The organism is Staphylococcus roterodami (assembly GCA_022493055.1).
Lineage (GTDB): Bacteria > Bacillota > Bacilli > Staphylococcales > Staphylococcaceae > Staphylococcus > Staphylococcus singaporensis.
This window is the reverse complement of record CP092781.1, coordinates 394865-413755: the sequence shown is the minus strand read 5'-3', so window position 1 is coordinate 413755 and position 18891 is coordinate 394865. Positions and strand designations below refer to the sequence as shown.

General features: G+C 32.6%; 15 protein-coding genes, 6 pseudogenes and 1 riboswitch. Of the genes and pseudogenes, 10 read left to right on the top strand and 11 right to left on the bottom strand.

Going from position 1 to position 18891, the window contains the following annotated elements:
• Positions 1–151: 151 nt before the first annotated feature.
• Positions 152–832, bottom strand: a complete 681-nt coding sequence (locus ML436_01920; protein ID UMT78531.1) for a superantigen-like protein SSL1 — start codon at positions 830–832, stop codon at positions 152–154.
• Positions 833–1292: 460 nt separating this feature from the next.
• Between ML436_01920 and ML436_01915 the strand changes: the two genes are divergently transcribed.
• The gene (locus tag ML436_01915) at positions 1293–2138 is read left to right on the top strand and encodes an SDR family oxidoreductase (GenBank protein UMT78530.1); all 846 of its coding nucleotides are present in this window, start codon (positions 1293–1295) and stop codon (positions 2136–2138) included.
• Positions 2139–2156: 18 nt separating this feature from the next.
• Positions 2157–2516 (top strand): DUF1304 domain-containing protein, encoded by a 360-nt coding sequence (locus tag ML436_01910; GenBank protein UMT78529.1) that lies wholly within the window; start codon positions 2157–2159, stop codon positions 2514–2516.
• Between the two features lie 423 nt (positions 2517–2939).
• Here the strand turns inward: ML436_01910 and ML436_01905 are convergent, their stop codons facing one another.
• Positions 2940–3422 (bottom strand): DUF523 domain-containing protein, encoded by a 483-nt coding sequence (locus ML436_01905; GenBank protein UMT78528.1) that lies wholly within the window; start codon positions 3420–3422, stop codon positions 2940–2942.
• A 46-nt stretch (positions 3423–3468) separates the two neighbouring features.
• The gene (locus ML436_01900; GenBank protein ID UMT78527.1) at positions 3469–3876 is read right to left on the bottom strand and encodes a YjdF family protein; all 408 of its coding nucleotides are present in this window, start codon (positions 3874–3876) and stop codon (positions 3469–3471) included.
• 362 nt (positions 3877–4238) lie between these two features.
• On the opposite strand from ML436_01900, the gene ML436_01895 reads away from it, so the two are divergent.
• Both ML436_01895 and ML436_01890 read left to right on the top strand, forming a co-directional pair.
• Positions 4239–4391, top strand: coding sequence for a hypothetical protein (locus ML436_01895; protein UMT78526.1), 153 nt, complete (start codon positions 4239–4241; stop codon positions 4389–4391).
• A 260-nt stretch (positions 4392–4651) separates the two neighbouring features.
• Positions 4652–4822 (top strand): annotated as a pseudogene (locus ML436_01890) (transposase).
• A gap of 67 nt (positions 4823–4889) precedes the next feature.
• Here ML436_01890 and ML436_01885 read toward each other — a convergent pair.
• Both ML436_01885 and ML436_01880 read right to left on the bottom strand, forming a co-directional pair.
• Positions 4890–5029, bottom strand: a pseudogene (locus ML436_01885) (mobile element-associated protein).
• Positions 5030–5051: 22 nt separating this feature from the next.
• Positions 5052–5171: pseudogene (locus ML436_01880) on the bottom strand (pathogenicity island protein).
• Between the two features lie 511 nt (positions 5172–5682).
• Between ML436_01880 and ML436_01875 the strand changes: the two are divergent.
• Entirely contained in the window at positions 5683–6387 is a 705-nt protein-coding gene (locus ML436_01875) for a type II toxin-antitoxin system PemK/MazF family toxin (GenBank protein ID UMT78525.1), read from the top strand.
• A 390-nt stretch (positions 6388–6777) separates the two neighbouring features.
• Positions 6778–6979 (top strand): annotated as a pseudogene (locus ML436_01870) (hypothetical protein).
• On the opposite strand, the pseudogene ML436_01865 reads toward ML436_01870, so the two are convergent.
• The 5 genes and pseudogenes from ML436_01865 to xpt all read right to left on the bottom strand — a co-directional run bounded on the left by ML436_01865 (position 6968) and on the right by xpt (position 12592).
• Positions 6968–7370: pseudogene (locus tag ML436_01865) on the bottom strand (transposase). The pseudogenes ML436_01870 and ML436_01865 sit on opposite strands and share 12 nt — an antisense overlap.
• A 306-nt stretch (positions 7371–7676) precedes the next feature.
• Positions 7677–9218, bottom strand: a complete 1542-nt coding sequence (gene guaA / locus ML436_01860; GenBank protein UMT78524.1) for a glutamine-hydrolyzing GMP synthase — start codon at positions 9216–9218, stop codon at positions 7677–7679.
• Positions 9219–9242: 24 nt separating this feature from the next.
• Positions 9243–10709, bottom strand: a complete 1467-nt coding sequence (gene guaB / locus ML436_01855) for an IMP dehydrogenase (protein UMT78523.1) — start codon at positions 10707–10709, stop codon at positions 9243–9245.
• 36 nt (positions 10710–10745) lie between these two features.
• The gene (locus tag ML436_01850) at positions 10746–12014 is read right to left on the bottom strand and encodes a purine permease (protein UMT78522.1); all 1269 of its coding nucleotides are present in this window, start codon (positions 12012–12014) and stop codon (positions 10746–10748) included.
• The gene (gene xpt / locus ML436_01845) at positions 12014–12592 is read right to left on the bottom strand and encodes a xanthine phosphoribosyltransferase (GenBank protein UMT78521.1); all 579 of its coding nucleotides are present in this window, start codon (positions 12590–12592) and stop codon (positions 12014–12016) included. The genes ML436_01850 and xpt overlap by 1 nt, the downstream gene beginning before the upstream one ends.
• 232 nt (positions 12593–12824) lie before the next feature.
• Positions 12825–12927, bottom strand: a riboswitch (purine riboswitch).
• Positions 12928–13106: 179 nt separating this feature from the next.
• Between xpt and ML436_01840 the strand changes: the two genes are divergently transcribed.
• From ML436_01840 to ML436_01825, 4 genes and pseudogenes are all read left to right on the top strand, one after another.
• The gene (locus ML436_01840) at positions 13107–13514 is read left to right on the top strand and encodes a general stress protein (GenBank protein UMT78520.1); all 408 of its coding nucleotides are present in this window, start codon (positions 13107–13109) and stop codon (positions 13512–13514) included.
• 143 nt (positions 13515–13657) lie between these two features.
• Positions 13658–14320, top strand: coding sequence for a hypothetical protein (locus tag ML436_01835; GenBank protein UMT78519.1), 663 nt, complete (start codon positions 13658–13660; stop codon positions 14318–14320).
• A 117-nt stretch (positions 14321–14437) separates the two neighbouring features.
• Positions 14438–15373 (top strand): hypothetical protein, encoded by a 936-nt coding sequence (locus ML436_01830; protein UMT78518.1) that lies wholly within the window; start codon positions 14438–14440, stop codon positions 15371–15373.
• 841 nt (positions 15374–16214) lie between these two features.
• A pseudogene (locus ML436_01825) lies at positions 16215–17598 on the top strand (L-cystine transporter).
• Between the two features lie 79 nt (positions 17599–17677).
• On the opposite strand, the gene ML436_01820 reads toward ML436_01825, so the two are convergent.
• On the bottom strand, positions 17678–18433 hold the full coding sequence (locus ML436_01820; GenBank protein UMT78517.1) for an NADPH-dependent oxidoreductase: 756 nt from the start codon (positions 18431–18433) through the stop codon (positions 17678–17680).
• Positions 18434–18891: the final 458 nt, after the last annotated feature.

The window sequence follows — 18891 nt, the reverse complement described above, 5'->3', positions numbered from 1 at the left end:
TTTTAACTATTCATAAAATATGATTAAGCTAATTAAGTAAAAGATAATGAGTAGTGCGTTTTTTTGTGTGTATGTTTGGTCACTTTGCCCCTCAAAAAAGAAGCTAAGCAACGATGTGTCGCTTAACTTCCATATATTTCTATAACAGGTACTATTTAATTTCTACTAGAATTTTTTGTATTTGTTTGCCATCGATAGACTCGCCCATACGTTCTTTTTCAAGTTTTTTACTTAAATCGATTGTATGTGATTTACCATCTTTCATTGTAATTGTAATTTGACCTTGTTTAAGACCGTTTGAATACAAGCCGTGTTGTTTAATCGCACGTTCTCTTAATCTATAATCAAGTTCTTTTAATGAGATGTCTTCTTTTGAAATGTAGTAAAAATCTTTAAGTACATCTTCATTACCTTTCTTGATTTCTAAAATTGGCGTATTGATATAATCAATATACTGCACACTATTTGATTTTGTAACGCCACCAATTGAGTAATTTGTTGCTTGTCTTCCCGCACCTTCTCTAACGACAAATACATCTATATTAGAATTTTCTCCTTCTTTAAATTTGTCTTTATCAGATTCTAGTAAAGTTATTCGAGAATGTTGTTGCCCTACTGTAACTTCCAAATAATGCTTACCATCTTCAGTATATTTAAATCCAGTAACTTTTTTATGTTCAAAACTTGGTCCACTATAATAAAGTTTTAAATCAGCTTCACTTTGTTGTTTTACTTCTGTTTTCGCTTGTACTGCTTGTGTATTCGACGTAACTACACCTGTTGCTAACATTCCCAATGCTAAACTTGCTTTTGCTATTGTTTTAAATTTCATAATTTTAAGCCCCAATCTATTTAAATTTGATTTTTCAATTACGTAATATGAACAATCTACCCACATTATATTCGCGCCAATATGCCATTCCAATTAAACCTCGTTTAACTAAACTTGAATCATTGTTAAGGTAATTAATAAAATGCTAACTGTTATTAATCAATTCTTATCCATCGAGACTCATTTTTATACCATTCATACTTTATTCCAATTTAATTTTAAAAACTGTAAAACTTTCAGACACAAAACAGACATCATATTGTCGTAGTACCTGATTAAAATTTTCAAAGATATTAGTGATACACATCAACTAAAACGCGTCATTACGGCGTTTCCAATATTAAGTATTTACTAAACATTATGACCATAAATGCAGACTACATTTTTTATAAAATCAAATATTTTGAAAATCATCGAATAAGTATTATGTTATGTATATCAATATTAGGAGATGACACAAATGAATATTATGCTAACAGGAGCTACAGGCAATTTAGGCAAACATATTACGAAGCAAGCCATTGATAATCACATAGATCATTTTCACATTGGCATTAGAAATATTGAGAAAGTACCAGATGATTGGCATGGAAAAGTTTCTGTCCGACAATTAGATTATTTTAATCCCGAAAGCATGGTAGAGGCATTTAAAGGAATGGATACCGTGGTATTTATCCCAAGTATTATTCACCCGTCATTCAAACGTATTCCTGAAGTAGAAAATTTAGTATATGCTGCAAAACGAAGTGGTGTATCTCACATTATTTTCATAGGCTTTTACGCGGATCAACATAATAATCCATTCCACATGAGCCCTTATTTCGGTTATGCCGAACGGTTATTAGCAACAAGTGGCATTGATTATACGTATGTCAGAATGGCGATGTATATGGATCCTCTTAAATCATATTTGCCAGAACTCATGACTATGCATAAACTTATTTATCCTGCTGGTGATGGTCGCATCAATTATATTTCTAGAAATGATATAGCTAGAGGCGTCATTGCTATTATTAAAAATCCAGATACTTGGGTCAAACGCTATTTATTATCAGGCTATAGCTATGATATGAAGGAACTTGCTGCTATTTTATCTGAGGCATCAGGTACTGAAATTAAATATGAACCCGTTACTTTAGAGACATTTGCAGCAATGTACGATGAACCTAAAGGTTTTGGTGCATTATTGTCATCAATGTACGATGCAGGAGCAAGAGGATTATTATACCAAGAATCCAATGATTTCAAACAATTAGTTAATGATAAACCACAGACACTGCAATCATTTTTACAAGAAAATATTTAATAATAAAGGAGCGTTACAGTGAATATCATCTCAACAATTTTAATCATATTTGTGGCAATAGAGTTTTTCTATATTATGTATCTCGAAACATTCACAACAACTTCAAGAAAAACAAGTGAAACATTTAATATTAGCGTTGGTAAATTGAAAGACAAAAATATTAAATTGCTTTTGAAGAATCAAGGCGTATATAACGGTTTGATTGGCGTTTTGTTATTATACGGTTTATTTTTCAGTAGTAACCCAAAAGAACTATGCGCTGCTATTTTAGTCTATATCATTGGCGTTGCTATTTATGGTGGCCTTTCAAGCAATATTAGTATCTTTTTCAAACAAGGTACGTTGCCAGTATTGGCACTCATTTCAATGCTTTGGTAAGTATTGGTGTTTGTGGGAGATGTAGTCGGAGGTTTGGAGGGTTTGGAGGATTTGGGTGTTGACGTTCATAAACTCAGAGTATTTCATCCTAATTATTTCAAGCAGAGGTGACAGTAGCGTTGCCTCTGTTTCCTTATAGAAAGATTATTTAATGAAGAAAACTCATATCTGTTTTAATTTTTAGTTGATAAATACTCCATATATTAGAATGGCTACTTTATCTATTGCATCAATCCATTAAAACAAAAAACCCATGATTTCGAAATTCCCGTATGGTGGGGTTTCTACTTTCATGGGTCTGTTAACTAAAATATCTATACTGATATATTATCACAATCAAACTATTATTAAAAAAAATTAAAATTATTTTCATAAGAAATAGCACAACTCAATAAATTAGTCCATTGCTTATATTCTTAATCCTTACTTTTCATGTACTATCGTTTCAATCATGTTTTGGTCAAAAAACGTATTTTCATCATAAACTTTTATACCTTCATTAATGAGTAAAGCAGTTGCCACACCTACACCCTTTTTCTTATTTCCTGTAAAATTCCCATCATATATCTCTTGTGATCCACATGATGGGCTATTTGCTTTTAAAATAACTGTATCACATTGATATTTTTTCAAGATTTTTAATGTAACTATTGCTCCATGTTTATAATCGTCAGTTACGTCTTTGTTCGAAATAGTAACAACCTTTGCAGCGTCATTCCACACATCAAAACCATCGCCACCAATAATTTCTGCAGGTTCTCTAGGAATTAATAATCCACCAAGTAATTCTGGACATGCGTGAATAGCTTTTCCGCTGTCTATTAATTTTTTCAATCTAACATTCAATTGATTACCACCATCGTATCTTACATTATCGCCTATCAAACACGAACTAATTAAAATCATCCCAACCACCTATAAATCATTTTGTTTTAATTTATTTGTCGTATTGCTAATGCCCCTTATGCTTCTCTTTTGCTTTAACCTTTTTAATTTCTCTTTTTCTTTTTTGAAATGCATCACGTTTTTCTTTATAGCGCTTCCGTTTTTGTTTTTTCTTTAGTTCTAATTCTTTCTTAATAGCTATTTGTGCTTGGGTAGAGTATTTAGGTTTCTTTTGCTCCTTAGCAATTTGTCTTTGTAGCCTTTTCGGATTTACTTTCCTTGAAATATTTTTAGTACAAACAATAGTTTGCACATCATCAATACTTTTCATTAATTGATGATGAATAAAATCTAATACCTCTAAATCATCAGGTTCATTCCCAAATGTGTATTGGATAAATTTAGATTTATTTCCCATTTTATATTCTACTAATGCTACAAAAAATTGCCCATTGTAAAAAATAGATAGCTCCATGCTATCCCTCCTCTAGTTTTATTAGAAATGACGGACGACCCGAGGAAGAAGGTTACTGACAGTTTTAAAACTGCATTGGGACTACCAACCCAATTGTGTTTTTACACTTCTATATACAGAATATATTGCACAACGTTACATGTAAACTGTAATTTTAAAAATTCACATTAAAGAACGTGTATGTAAATAATGCTAATAAAATATTCACAGGGAAGTACTTACACCCCATTAGTGTTGTTTGGCATTGCATAACGCTTTTAAGAGAGTTATTTGATAACAATAAGAAACTATTTACACAACTTCTGTTGTATAGTAAAATTATTTTATAAACTTTAAATCAAATTGCGTAAGGAGTAAATATCATGGTACCAGAAGAAAAAGGTTCTATTACTTTGTCAAAAGAAGCAGCTATCATATTTGCAACTGCAAAATTCAAACCATTTCAGAACAGAATTAAAAATAACCCACAAAAAACAAATCCATTTCTTAAATTACATGAAAACAAAAAATCTTAATCACTTTATTTATAGCATTTCTGATCTCAGAAATTTAATAAAGGACCACGCCCTCTTTCATAACTATATAAGTCAAGAAACCAAGAAATTCCAAACATCTTTAAACCCTTCAATAGCACATTTCCTAAAACATAAAGCAATAAGAATGAACGATCAAAATTCCTTACGTACTTATGATGTATCAGTGAATCGTCTACACTTAATTGAACAAATCCCATGAGAATAGATATTGTTAAATTAAGAAAGTAGTCAATTTTATTATGACAAGAGAAAGAAGAACATTTAGTTCAGAGTTTAAGTTACAAGTGGTTAGATTATATGAAAATGGTAAGCTTAAGAATGAAATTATACGCGAGTATGATTTAAAACCCTCAATTTTCTCAAATTCGATAAAACAATACCAAAATACTGGATCCTTCAATCATCAAGATAATTTAAAAAGTGATGAAAAAGAGTTAATAAAATTACGCAAAGAAGTTCAACATTTAAAAATGGAACATGTATCTGCTTTAAATCATTTACTTCATCGTAATAAAATACAATCACATATATATGATATTTTTATAATTGCAGTGCTTTTTGATTAATTCGCCATGATTATTTTCACAGACTTTAATATCACCATACACAGCAATGCCACTGAAACATGTATATCGCATTTTAATTTAATTTCATCCATTTTTGTGCGTCATTTAATTCGGTCGCCAAACTTATATCAGAAGATATTTTTTCTATTTCTTGAAACTTTTGTATAAGTTCATCAAATTCTTTTAAATGTACTAAATGATTTAATTAAATATAGTGTTTATATATATATGACAGCAACAAAATTGATTGTGAATCTATATATGAAATAGAAAATTTTCTAACTTCAAATATTAGAGTTGGTTTAGAAACTGAACTTTTTAAAGATACATTACTTGAAGATTCTAATTTATCTGATTATATAAAGAACCAACTTCCAACGATATGGAGAGACTAAGAAATAGTTTAAATTTATTTAATTTCAATAAAAACTCATAATAATATTTAAGTAAGTTAGATTGCTTTTAGCATTAGGAATTCGCTTATAATTAGATGTTCAATATAGACTTTTTTACACATACATGAACTATAAAAAGCGAATAAATAGGAGGTCATTGCGAAATTTGCTAAATACAAAATTGATGAGTTCCACCTAATAAAAATTGTTGGTTTTATAGTAACATCTATTTTCGTACCATTCATGTTAATTTCAGTGCTAATAATGCTGATATAAAGAAGAATAAATTGATTAGGAGAACACTATTTAATGTCTAAAAATATCAATCAAGCAAATAGTAAATTAAATACGTCAAACAAAAAACTAAAACAAGCTTATTCAAAATCCGATAGTAAAAACTTGAAAGTTATATACATGCCTCATTGGCTAGAGTTTTATTCAATTGCTATACATAGCGATGTTACAAGCAATAAAAAAAGATATTATAAATCATATAGTAGAGGAACAGTGGTATATGTAAAACTAGGGAGTAATATTGGAAGTGAGTTTTCTGGTAATCATTTTTGTGTAATATTAGATAACAAAGACAATAAAGGAAAAGAAACAGTTACAATAGTTCCACTTTCTTCCAAAGGTAATAAAAATTATTTGAAGTTAAACGAATCGGTGCTAAATCTAACAGCAACAGATTTAAAAAAACAGATTATCGATATCAGTAGTAAAGTACAAGCATTAGCCCAAAAATATAGAGATATTGACATTAAACTTAGCACAGAAGATAAAAAGCTTTTGTCTAACTTAAATCAAAAAGCTAATGAACTGTATAGAGTGATATGTGTTTATTCCAAGCACAAAGGGAAAGATACATACGTTAATATATCAGCAATTACAACAATAAGCAAAAGACGTATAAGCAAAATAAATGATTCTGATCCTACTGGAACGATAATAATTTCAGAAGATGACATGAATGAAATCGAAAAGCAAATAAAGATAAAGTTCTTTTCTAATTGAATTGTAATATTACATCTGATATAATTGATTTACAAATTCCCGGTAACCATTCCGGCTTCATTCTCTTGAAGAATGACATATTCTCAGCGTTTTAGCTGAAGGTCAGATGATACGTCATCTGGCCTCTTTTTTGTATAAATGCCCTTTAAGTGAAATATACAACAATCTGCAACCAATATAGACATCGCAAAACACACAATAAATTACACAATGTGTTATAAACCACATGTCACTATTATAGCAGCTAGCTGCGTCACTCGAAACGAATACGGAACGCGTTGGTTACTCCAATCATAATATTACTCTGCAAATACACAGCCCTGTAACCGAGCAAATGGATAGAGATTTGAACAAATGAAAACGATCAACTAATGGAAAGGATAAAATATTATGCAAAACAAAAATGAATTCAACAAAAAAACTGAAAGATTTTATAGGTAGCGATAAACGGATGGCTTTAGTAAAGGGTTATATTAACGAGTATAAATTAACAAATGTTTTAAGAGCTTTAAATAATTTCGATTACACAAAAGGGACGATACACACTCGTTCAATAGGCAACCTAAAACAAATAGTAGATAATCGAATTATCATCAATAAGATTTTGCTTTAAACATTGACTATGAAACTGGATAAATAAAGATTCAATTAATGCATCAGTATTAGGATTTACTCTAAAACGATTAATAGTTTTATAAGAAGGTGTTTGATTTTGAGCTAACCACATCATTTGAATACTGTCATGAAGTAATTTCTCTATTCTAAGACCAGAAAATATAGATTGAGTATATGCATATAAGATATTTTTAACATCATTTTGGATGATAGGAAGTTGCGCCACGATGGTGTCTGAATTCATCGAATTCACTATCAGGTATCGTTTCAACAATTTCATTAACATATTGCGAAATATCATTTTGAGGAATTCTAACAGAAGTTTCTATTGGTAGTGTAAGTTGGGTCATATTGTAATTTTTATACATAAGACACCTCGTTAATTTAGTTTAGTGGTATTTATCAAATTATACGAAGGGCCCCAACACAGAAGCTGACATATAGTCAGCTTACAACAATGTGCCGGTTGGGATAGCTGAGACGGCACCCTAGGAAGGGACCCGTCATCAAAAATTCTATAAATAGAATTTTACAGTAATGTGCCGGATGGGCATAGCGAAGCCATTCAATACGAAGTATTGTATAAATAGAGAACAGCAGTAAGATATTTTCTAATTGAAAAATATCTTACTGCTGTTTTTTTAGGGATTTATGTCCCAGCCTGCTATATATAATTATTCCCACTCAATTGTGCTTGGTGGTTTTGATGTAATGTCATAGACTACGCGGTTGACGTGATCTACTTCGTTTACGATACGACTTGAAATCTTTTGTAAGACTTCCCAATCGATACGTGCGAAGTCGCTTGTCATACCGTCGATAGATGTTACTGCACGGATACCTACTGTGTGATCATACGTACGGTAGTCTCCCATAACACCTACTGATTGAATGTTTGGTAACACTGTGAAGTATTGCCAAATTTCTCTTTCAAGACCTTCTTCTCTAATCACTTGGCGTAAAATTGCGTCTGATTCTCTAACAATTTCTAGTTTATCTTCAGTAATTTCTCCAAGTACACGAATGCCAAGACCAGGTCCTGGGAATGGTTGTCTCCACACTAAATGTTCTGGAATACCTAACTCAATACCTAATTTACGCACTTCATCTTTAAACAATGTATTGATTGGTTCGATTAATTCGAATTCCATGTCTTCTGGTAATCCACCAACATTGTGATGTGATTTGATTGTTTGTGCTGTCTTAGTACCTGATTCGATAACGTCTGTATAAAGTGTTCCTTGCGCAAGGAAGTCTACACCTTTAAGTTTTGATGCTTCATCATCAAATACATATACAAATTCATTACCAATGATTTTACGTTTTTGTTCAGGATCTGAAACACCTTTTAATTTATTCATAAAACGATCTTTCGCATTAACACGAATAATATTCATGTTGAATCCTTCACCGAATTGTTCCATAACCATGTCACCTTCACCTTTACGAAGTAAACCATGGTCTACAAAGATACATGTTAGTTGATCCCCAATTGCTTTATGCAATAATACAGCAACAACAGATGAATCTACGCCACCACTCATCGCACATAATACACGACGGTCGCCTACGCGTTGACGAATCTTTTCAATTTCAATTTCGATAAAGTTTTCCATCGTCCATTGTCCTTTACAATCACAAACACGACGTACGAAGTTGTTTAATAAGTCATTACCATATTCTGTATGACGTACTTCTGGATGGAATTGCACACCATAAATGCGACGTTTCTTATCTTCAATTGCTGCATAGTCTGTGCTTGGGCTATCAGCGATAACTTCGAAGCCTTCTGGAATTTCAATAACTTTATCAGAATGACTCATCCAAACTGTTTGTTCTGCTGGTAAGCCAGCGAATAACTCATCTGACTTCGCATTAATGATTGCTTTACCGTATTCACGTTCATTAGCACGCTCAACTTTACCACCTAATAATTTAGTAGTTAATTGCATACCATAACAAATACCAAGTACTGGAATTCCTAAATTATATATTTCAGGATCAATTGTAAATGAACCTTCTTCATAAACTGAATTTGGACCACCTGATAAGATGATACCTTTTGGATTCATTTTCTTAATTTCTTCAATTGAAATTTCATGATCATGTAATTCACTATAAACGCCCATTTCGCGAATTCGGCGTGTAATTAATTGGTTGTATTGGCTACCAAAGTCTAAGACAAGGATTAACTCTTGTTCTTTTGCCATTTCCATATTTGTCGTTCTCCTTTATCTTAATTAGAATGAGTAGTTCGGTGATTCTTTCGTAATTTGAATATTATGTGGGTGGCTTTCTGCTAAACCAGCTGGACCCATACGTGTGAATTGAGCTTCTTCACGTAATTCTCTTAAATCGTGTGAACCAGTATAACCCATACCAGCACGCACACCGCCCATTAATTGGTAAATTGTATCTTGTAACGCACCTTTATAAGCCGTACGTCCTTCGATACCTTCAGGAACAAATTTCTTAGGCGCTTTGTCTTCTTGGAAGTAACGGTCGTTTGAACCTTTTTCCATCGCACCTAAAGAGCCCATACCACGGTATACTTTATATTGTCTACCTTGGAAAATTTCTGTAGCCCCTGGACTTTCTTCAGTACCAGCTAATAAGCTTCCTAACATAACCGCATGTCCACCAGCAGCTAATGCTTTAATAATATCTCCTGAGAATTTAATACCACCATCAGCAATGATAGCTTTACCATGTTTGCGTGCTTCAGTTGCACAATCATAAATTGCTGTAATTTGTGGTACACCAACACCTGCTACAACACGTGTTGTACAAATTGAACCTGGACCGATACCGACTTTAACAATGTCTGCACCCGCTTCAAATAAATCTTTTGTTGCTTCTGCAGTTGCAACGTTACCAGCTACTAATGTGATTTCTGGGTAAGTCTTCTTAATATGTTTTACTTGATCGATTACACCTTTAGAGTGACCGTGTGCTGTATCGATAACTAAGACATCTACACCTGCTTCGACTAATTTTTGAGCACGAATATCAGTATCTTTTGAAATACCAATTGCTGCTGCTACAAGTAGACGACCATGTTCATCTTTAGCTGCATTAGGGAATTCGATAACTTTTTCAATATCTTTAATAGTAATAAGACCTTCTAGACGACCATCTTTAACTAATGGTAACTTTTCAATCTTATGTTTTTGGAGAATTTTTTCTGCTTCTTCAAGTGTTGTATTCATTGGAGCTGTAATTAAATTTTCTTGCGTCATTACATCTACAATTTTAATTGAGAAGTCTTCAATAAAACGTAAGTCACGGTTTGTTAAAATACCTACTAAGTTGCGATCTTCTTTATTATCAACAATTGGTACACCTGAAATACGGTATTTACCCATTAATGCTTCTGCTTCATAAACGCTTTCTTCTGGCGTTAAGAAAAATGGATTTGAAATGACACCATTTTCTGAGCGTTTTACTTTTTGAACTTCGTCCGCTTGTTCTTCAACGCCCATATTTTTATGAATAACACCTAAACCACCTTGACGCGCCATAGCGATCGCCATTTTAGATTCAGTTACTGTATCCATACCAGCAGAAATAACTGGAATATTCAATTTAACTTTGTCTGATAATTGTACGCTTAAATCAACGTCTTTCGGTAAAATATCAGATTGTGCTGGAATTAATAACACATCATCAAACGTTAATGATTCTTTTGCAAATTTACTTTCCCACATTAAAAACAGCCTCCATTTTCAAATTAATTAGTTATATTATTTCACATTTTCTTCTGTTTGTTTATACTTTATTCCATTAAAAAAGAAATTAAGAATAATTGCAGCGATTGCTCCTAACACAATACCGTTTTGAGTCAACCATGCAAATTGTTCGCCTAAGCCTTTAAATGCTTGTGGTACCGCGCTTATACCAGTACCTAATCCTACTGATACAGCAATAATTAATAAGTTGTTTTGATTTTTAAAATCGATATGTCCTAATATACTAACACCATATGCCATTACCATGCCAAACATAGCTATCATGGCACCGCCTAACACAGGTAGCGGAATGATATTCGCTAATGCCCCCAGTTTAGGTATACAACCACAAATAAGTAATAACACAACCATGCCGTATATAACATTATTTTTCTTAGCACCGGATAAAGAAACGAGTCCTACATTTTGCGAATAGGCTGTATACGGAAATGAATTAAAGATAGATCCTAACACAATTGCTAGACCTTCCGCAGTATAACCTTTACGAAAATCTTTTCTTTCTAACTTTTTACCGGTAATTTCACTTAATGCATGATAGACACCTGTCGACTCAATCAAGCTAACGATAGCTACAATGAAGAATACTAACGTCGATGTCACATCAAAACTGAATCCTGAGAACCTAAACGGTACTGGAATCCCTAACCAATTAGCATGATTGACTTGACTTACATCTACCATATCTAGTAAACCAGCACCTATCGTTCCAATTACTAAGCCGATTAAAATAGCAATACTCTTAATAAATCCAGTTGTGAATCGTTGTAAAACAAGAATAATGATTAATGTCATTAAACCTAATAAAATGTTCTTAACATCTCCATAATTTTTAGAACCTTGACCACCAGCTAAATAGTTCATAGCTACTGGCATTAAATTAATACCTATAATCGTCACAACACTTCCCGTTACTACTGGCGGGAAGAATTTCACAAGATGCGAAAAGAAAGGTGCGATGATAATAACCAATATCCCAGATAAGAATAACGAACCATATAACACATCGATACCTTTAGTTTGACCGATTAATATCATGGGTGCCACAGCCGTGAATGTACATCCAAGAACAATTGGTAATCCTGTCCCTGTTACTTTATTGGCTTGTAAAAATGTAGCGACACCACACATAAATATATCTACTGTAACTAAGTAAGCGATTTGTTCCGGTGTGAATTTCAAACTTGAACCAACAATAATTGGAACTAAGATGGCACCGGCATACATAGCTAAAAGATGTTGAACACTTAGGATTAAATTTTTCATTATTCTTCTCCCACCAATGTCACTTTATTACCTTCTAGTGATGCTACCTTGCAGAGAGATGAAACTGTTAAACCTGCTTCTTCTAAACGTTGATGTCCATTTTGGAAACTCTTCTCAACAACAATACCAATACCAGCCGTCTTAGCTTTAGCTTGTTGTGCGATATCGTATAAACCTAATGACGCATCTCCATTCGCTAAAAAGTCATCAATAATCAGTACTGTATCTTCTTCTGATAAAAATTCTTTCGAAACAATGACTGTACTAGTTTTATTTTTAGTAAATGAATGAATTGATGTTTCATAATAACCATCTGTCAAAGTACTAGGCTTTGCTTTTTTTGCAAATAAGCATGGTACATCAAAATGAAGTGCAGCCATAATTGCTGGTGCGATACCTGAAGCTTCAATGGTTAAAATTTTAGTGATTCCCTTATCTTTAAACTGCTCGTAAAAAGTACGCCCTACCTCATTCATTAACTTTGCGTCAATTTGATGATTTAAAAATCCATCGACTTTCAATATTTTTTCATCAATGACAACGCCGTCTTCTTTTACTTTTTGTCCTAGTAACTCCACTACTAAAACCTCCTCAGATTTGTGTGAAACATTTTGCTCTTAAAATTAGTGCTAGATACAAAAAAATCCCCAAACTAAATAATAGTTTCAGGGTTTATGAGTGAACGAACATGCATCACGAATTTGTCATGCAATCAATGTAAAAGAAGTTTCATCAAGTAAACTGTCTCCAATCATGAAAATGATACAAATCATCCATTCATGGTTACAATTTAATGGCTGAAGCTACTCCTAGTATTGTGTTGTTACTCATAGTCATGTCGTTCAAGGCAACATGGTAGAAACTTCTAAAGCCATATTCTTTAGATTATATGAGTTTATGTAAATTATTTAACGATAATAGCAAATTTTCGGCATTTTTTCAATAACTGCTTATGTAAACTTTTAATAGATTTATAAACGTGCAAATACATATAGTGAAAATGAAAGCTTATAATTTAATAATGAAAGGGTTTTACTTTATAATAAGAAGGGTAAAAGATTAAATAAACAAATTTTAAAAGGGGCGACAACTATGGCAGATATTACTGTAGTAAATGACACTGGTGAATTATACAACGTAATCAATCAAAAAAAATCTGAAGGTTATTTAGAAACAGAATTAGCGATTATAAGTAAAAGTAAATTGCATTTAAATGACTTACACGATTCTGAAATCTCCCTTATCTCAACAAGTGGCACGTTTAGCGATAGAATGACTAAATTGTTAACAGGTGAAGATGGTGAACATGCTGTCTTATCAAGATATAATTTAGCACCTGATGAATTAGAAAAATATAAGCAACTTATTTTAGAAGACAAAATGTTAGTTGTAGCTGTGCGTGACAATTCATCACATAAAGAAGTTCAAGAACATAACTCAGCATATGAAGAAATTGATATTACTCATTTTGCTGAAGCGTCAAAGGGTCCTAAAGCTTAATTAATCAAACACTCATTCTTAAAAGTTTACTGTACTGTCAAACGATTGATAGTACAGTTTTTTTATCACTTTAAAAGTAAACGAACCATCTATTACAACAGCCAATTATGCTATAATATTAAATAAATTGGGGAGGTGTTCTTATGGAATTTAAAACCATTCAATCTGTCAAAGATCCACATTATAAGGAGGCACTTCAACTTTATGATACTAAGTTGAACCTGTCTTTAACTGAAGATAAACGTATGATTAAATACTCATTAGAAAACAATAAAACTGAAAACGATTATGTCTTTATCGTAGGCTTAGAAAATGATGCCGTAGTTAGTTTAGCAACCGCGCATTATGAAGCCACAACCAATGCAGCATTTTTAATTTATTTATTTGCAAAAGACCTACCCAATCACGACGAGTTAATGACACAAACACTTCATCAAATCGAGCATGAGCTCAATGTATTATCAAATATCGTTCACTCAAGAGATATTAACTTTTTAATGATGGAAGTGCCGAAAGAACCAGCAGACTTAACAAAAGAAAATGGTCTCATCATTGAACATCGCAGACAATTTTTATATGAGCATCAGTTTGAAAGACAAACTGAAATTGATTATATTCACCCAAGTAAAGATGGTCATGCTAAAAAGGTGGATTTATTTTTAAAGAAAAATATTAAATTAACGAAAGATATTTATGGTACAAGCGTGAAATCAAATTATATATTAAAGTATGTTTTTGCTAATGGTATCTCACGCGATATTATTTATGCGCTATTAGAAGAAATGGATTTGCGCAAACCATTTTAAACAAACTTGAAATCACTAACAATAACGTTTAAACTATGTATGAAGCAAGACTGACGTTTCACTGCCCGTAGACAAACGTCAGTATACATAAAGTATATGCAGAAAGGACTTTAAAGTATGTTAACAAAAGAATTCGCACAACGCGTTGAACTAAGTGAGAAACAGGTCCGTAAAATAGTCCAACATTTAGAAGAACGTGGATACCAATTGAGCAAGACTGAATACCGTGGTCGTGAAGCAACAGACTTCAAAGAAGAAGATATCGAGCTTTTCAAAGACATCGCTGACAAAGTAAAACAAACAAATAGTTATGATTTAGCGTTTGATGAATTGGAAAAAGAAAAGGACTTCCTGCAAGTCATTGTTAAAAACGATGACAAACATTTACCTACTAACCAAAATGTCGCACAACTAGTAGAAGATTTACGTTTAGAAATCCAAAAAATGCGAGAAGAGCGTCATTTACTTGGTCAAATGATGAATCAAGTACATCAACAACAACAAGAATTGAAAGAGCTTCAAAATCAACTTACTACTAAAATTGATTCTAATAGCGAATCGTTAAAAGCAATCCAAACATCACAAGAAGCAATTCAAGAAACACAAGCATCTCAAGCTAAAGTATTAGCTGAGTCAGCAACGAAAACTAAATCTAATGTGGCAACTGATGAAAAGGTTGAAAGTAAAGATCCGAAAGATTCAACAGCAAATGCTACAACGGTTGCTAAAACTGACAAAGCAAATGATGACGCCACTACCAAAGTAGATAAAGAAGATCAAATTTCAGCAACAGAAGCAATTGAAAAAGCAAACGTTGAGCAATCTAAAAATGACAAGGCAACTGAAACTTCAGACAATGAAGCTACAGTTAAGGCACAACATGATGCCGAGCAACAAGTAGCAGAGGCACACGCTGATGCTTCTGAACAAGCAGCTACAAATGATTCAGCAGAAGCGAAATCAGAAAAAGATAATGGTTCAGAACCTGAAACTACAGAATCTAAACCGCAAGAAGAGAAAAAAGGATTCTTCGCACGTTTGTTCAATTTATAATTTTGTGATTTGAGCTCAAATTTCAACATTCAATACGTAAAGCTGAAATTTAACCATAAATTTAATTATCAATTCATAGAACCTGAAACAAGTTAGTTAGTTTGTTTCAGGTTTTTAATTATTATTTATGATTAAAATTTAATTTTGAATAAATTTTTATAGTGTGTTACTTTTAAGTGGGATGGCTTAATTGAATTTCTAAATAAATTCAATCTTTATAAGCCTATTAAATTTAGATATTTGGCTGCGATAGTTATTTAGCAATCACGCACGCTCACATTCGTCAGCACATCAAACGCCTTTTGCTGAAACAAAATTATTTGTTTACGGTAGCTTTCGAACTACCACCTGCACAGCATAATACTTTTGATTAAACATTATTGTCACACTTTATTTGTTTAGTGTTTTTAATTGAAGGCTTTTCATGGGTAATATTTTATTACCTTTTGACTCACTAAATACTGAGTTAGAAACATCATTTAAATTACAATCTCTCCATTTCTATTCGAGAGATACATTTGTATACATGACAAACTTTCTCCCCTCTATTCCGTAGAAATATTTTTATTGTTGCTTCTTTAACCAACATTTTACTTTATTACATTTAATACGCAGTTAACATTTTCGACCATCAACTTTAACCGACTAGCTCGTCACTCTATTTATCCTTTTCACCTCTCTACTAAATTAATAACGTTTCATTTTCAAATTCCCTTATGCCAACAGTCGAATTTCATCACAATTAAGTTAATTTACAAATGCCCTCTTGAAATATTTTATAATCAATATTATTCTTAGTTCAATAGTCGGGATTATATTTTAAATTTAAGGAGTGTCGTTCATGAATGCTTTTCTAACATTAATCAATATTGTTGCTTTAATCATTTTCATCATAATATTGCATCTTATGGCTCGTAAACATGTTTCATTTGCCAAACGTGTATTCACAGCTTTAGGTATTGGCATTGTATTCGGCATATTATTACATCTTGTTTACGGTACAAATTCTAATATCATTACGTCTACAAGTGATTGGTATAACATCGTAGGTCAAGGTTATGTCGCATTATTGCAAATGATAGTGATGCCTTTAATTTTCATCTCTATCGTAGCTGCATTTACTAAAATTCAAATTGGGGAAAAGTTTGCAAAAATTGGTAGTTTCATTTTTATGTTTCTAATCGGTACCGTAACAATTGCTGCTATTGTCGGTGTCGTATATGCTTTACTATTTGGTTTAGATGCATCAACTATTAATCTTGGCAATGCTGAACAAGCGCGAGGTAGTGAAATTGCTAAGCAAGCTAAAGATTTAACAGCACATACCTTACCACAACAAATTTTGGAGCTATTACCGAAAAATCCATTCTTAGATTTTACAGGACAACGTGCAACTTCAACGATTGCGGTAGTTATCTTTGCATCATTTGTAGGATTTGCTTATTTACGTGTAGCTCGCAAACAGCCCGAACACGGCGAATTGCTTAGACGTGGATGCTATCTATTCATTAGTTATGGCGATTGTGACGTTTGTCTTAAGATTAACGCCATACGGAGTGTTAGCAATTATGGCTAACACATTATCTACAAGTGACTTTGGTGCTATTTGGACTTTAGGAAAATTTCTAATCGCATCGTATGCTGCATTAATCACTATGTATATTATCCACTTAATCATCTTAAGTGTATTAGGTATTAATCCTATCCGTTATGTTAAAAAGACTTTAGAAGTATTAATCTTTGCATTCACATCTCGTTCAAGTGCTGGATCCTTACCGTTGAATGTTCAAACACAAACAAGACGTCTAGGTGTACCGGAGGGAATTGCCAATTTTGCAGCAACATTCGGTCTATCTATCGGGCAAAATGGTTGTGCTGGCATTTACCCTGCCATGCTTGCAATAATGGTTGCACCTATTGCTAATGTGGAAATTGATTTACAATTTATTGTCACATTAATCTCTGTCGTGATTATCAGTTCATTCGGCGTTGCTGGCGTCGGTGGCGGTGCGACATTCGCATCTATATTGGTATTGTCTACGTTAAACTTACCTGTCGCTTTAGCCGGTGTGCTCATTTCTGTTGAACCATTAATTGATATGGGTAGAACAGCATTAAATGTGAACGATGCAATGCTAGCTGGTACAGGTACCGCTAAGTTAACTAAACATTGGGATAAAGATACTTTTGAATCTAATGACGATGCTGCATTAACTTCACATTAATTCATTGCAAGAAATACCCGCCCCCACAAGCTATACTTATCATTTTAAGCTTGTGGGGGCGGGTCATTTTTGTATCTTGCTATCGCTGGATGAGTCCAGCTTTTTTCAATTGTTCTAACATATCTAATCTTGTTTTGTTTCCTAGGAACATTTCAATTTGTCTTGACCAAGTTTCCTTGCGAGCACCGTTTGTACGTTGATCATAATATTGACTAATTGTTTGATCATAATCAGCCATTTCTGCATATTGTGTTTCTTTAGTAGCATCATACTTATTATGGTGAAAGACATGTTCGAACGGTAAGCGTGGTTTGGCTGCTCCATTTTCATCATCTGCTGGTTCCCCTACTGCCATTCCAAATAATGGGAAGACATAGTCAAGTAAGTCTAAAATTTCACGAACTCGTGCAACATCATTTCTTAATGAACCTAAAAAGACAATGCCATAGCCCATATCTTCAGCAGTAACTGCAATGTTTTCAGCAACTAATGCCGCATCAATTGCGCCTACTAATAAACCTTCTGTTGAGCCGTATGCATTTTCCATATCAGTCTCAGCATGCTGATCGACTAAATGATGACGGTAATAATCAATTACAAAGACGAACAAATAGCCATTTTCTACTACATAAGGTTGTCCAGAAACTTCTTGTAAATTTTCTTTTATTGTCTCATCATCAATACCGATAATTGAATATGCTTGTAAAAAGCTAGATGTCGAAGCACTTTGACCTGCTTCTACTAATTTTTTTACAACATCATCACTTAATGGTTTATTTTTAAACTTTCTAACCGAATGATGTTTTTTCACAAGATTATATACATGATCTGACACGTTACCCACTCCTCAACATTTTACATTTAATTAAAAATCTTCATATTGCAATTGTACACTCCTAAACTTTTTTATAGCAATTATTTGCTTATACGATAATAATTAAACTACTCAAAATATTGCGCATCACTTGAATGTACTGTAATTGCATTCATAATCTATTTATCTCTAACCAATATTCTCACATCATTATCAATAAGGTTGACTTAGTTGAGAATAGCCAATTTATTTCTTTACATATTTTACATTACAGTCATGGTATTAATTATAATCGTTAATATTCCCTACTTTTACTACAAAAACCATTCTCAAAGCACTTTTTAATATATTACCCTAATTTAAAATTAATCATTCGTTTTGCAAAGTTATCCAGTTGACTATTCTGAATCAAAATGTAATAATGCTAACTAAGAGATTAGAATTATTATAATTAAGCACAATCAATTAATAGTTCTAAT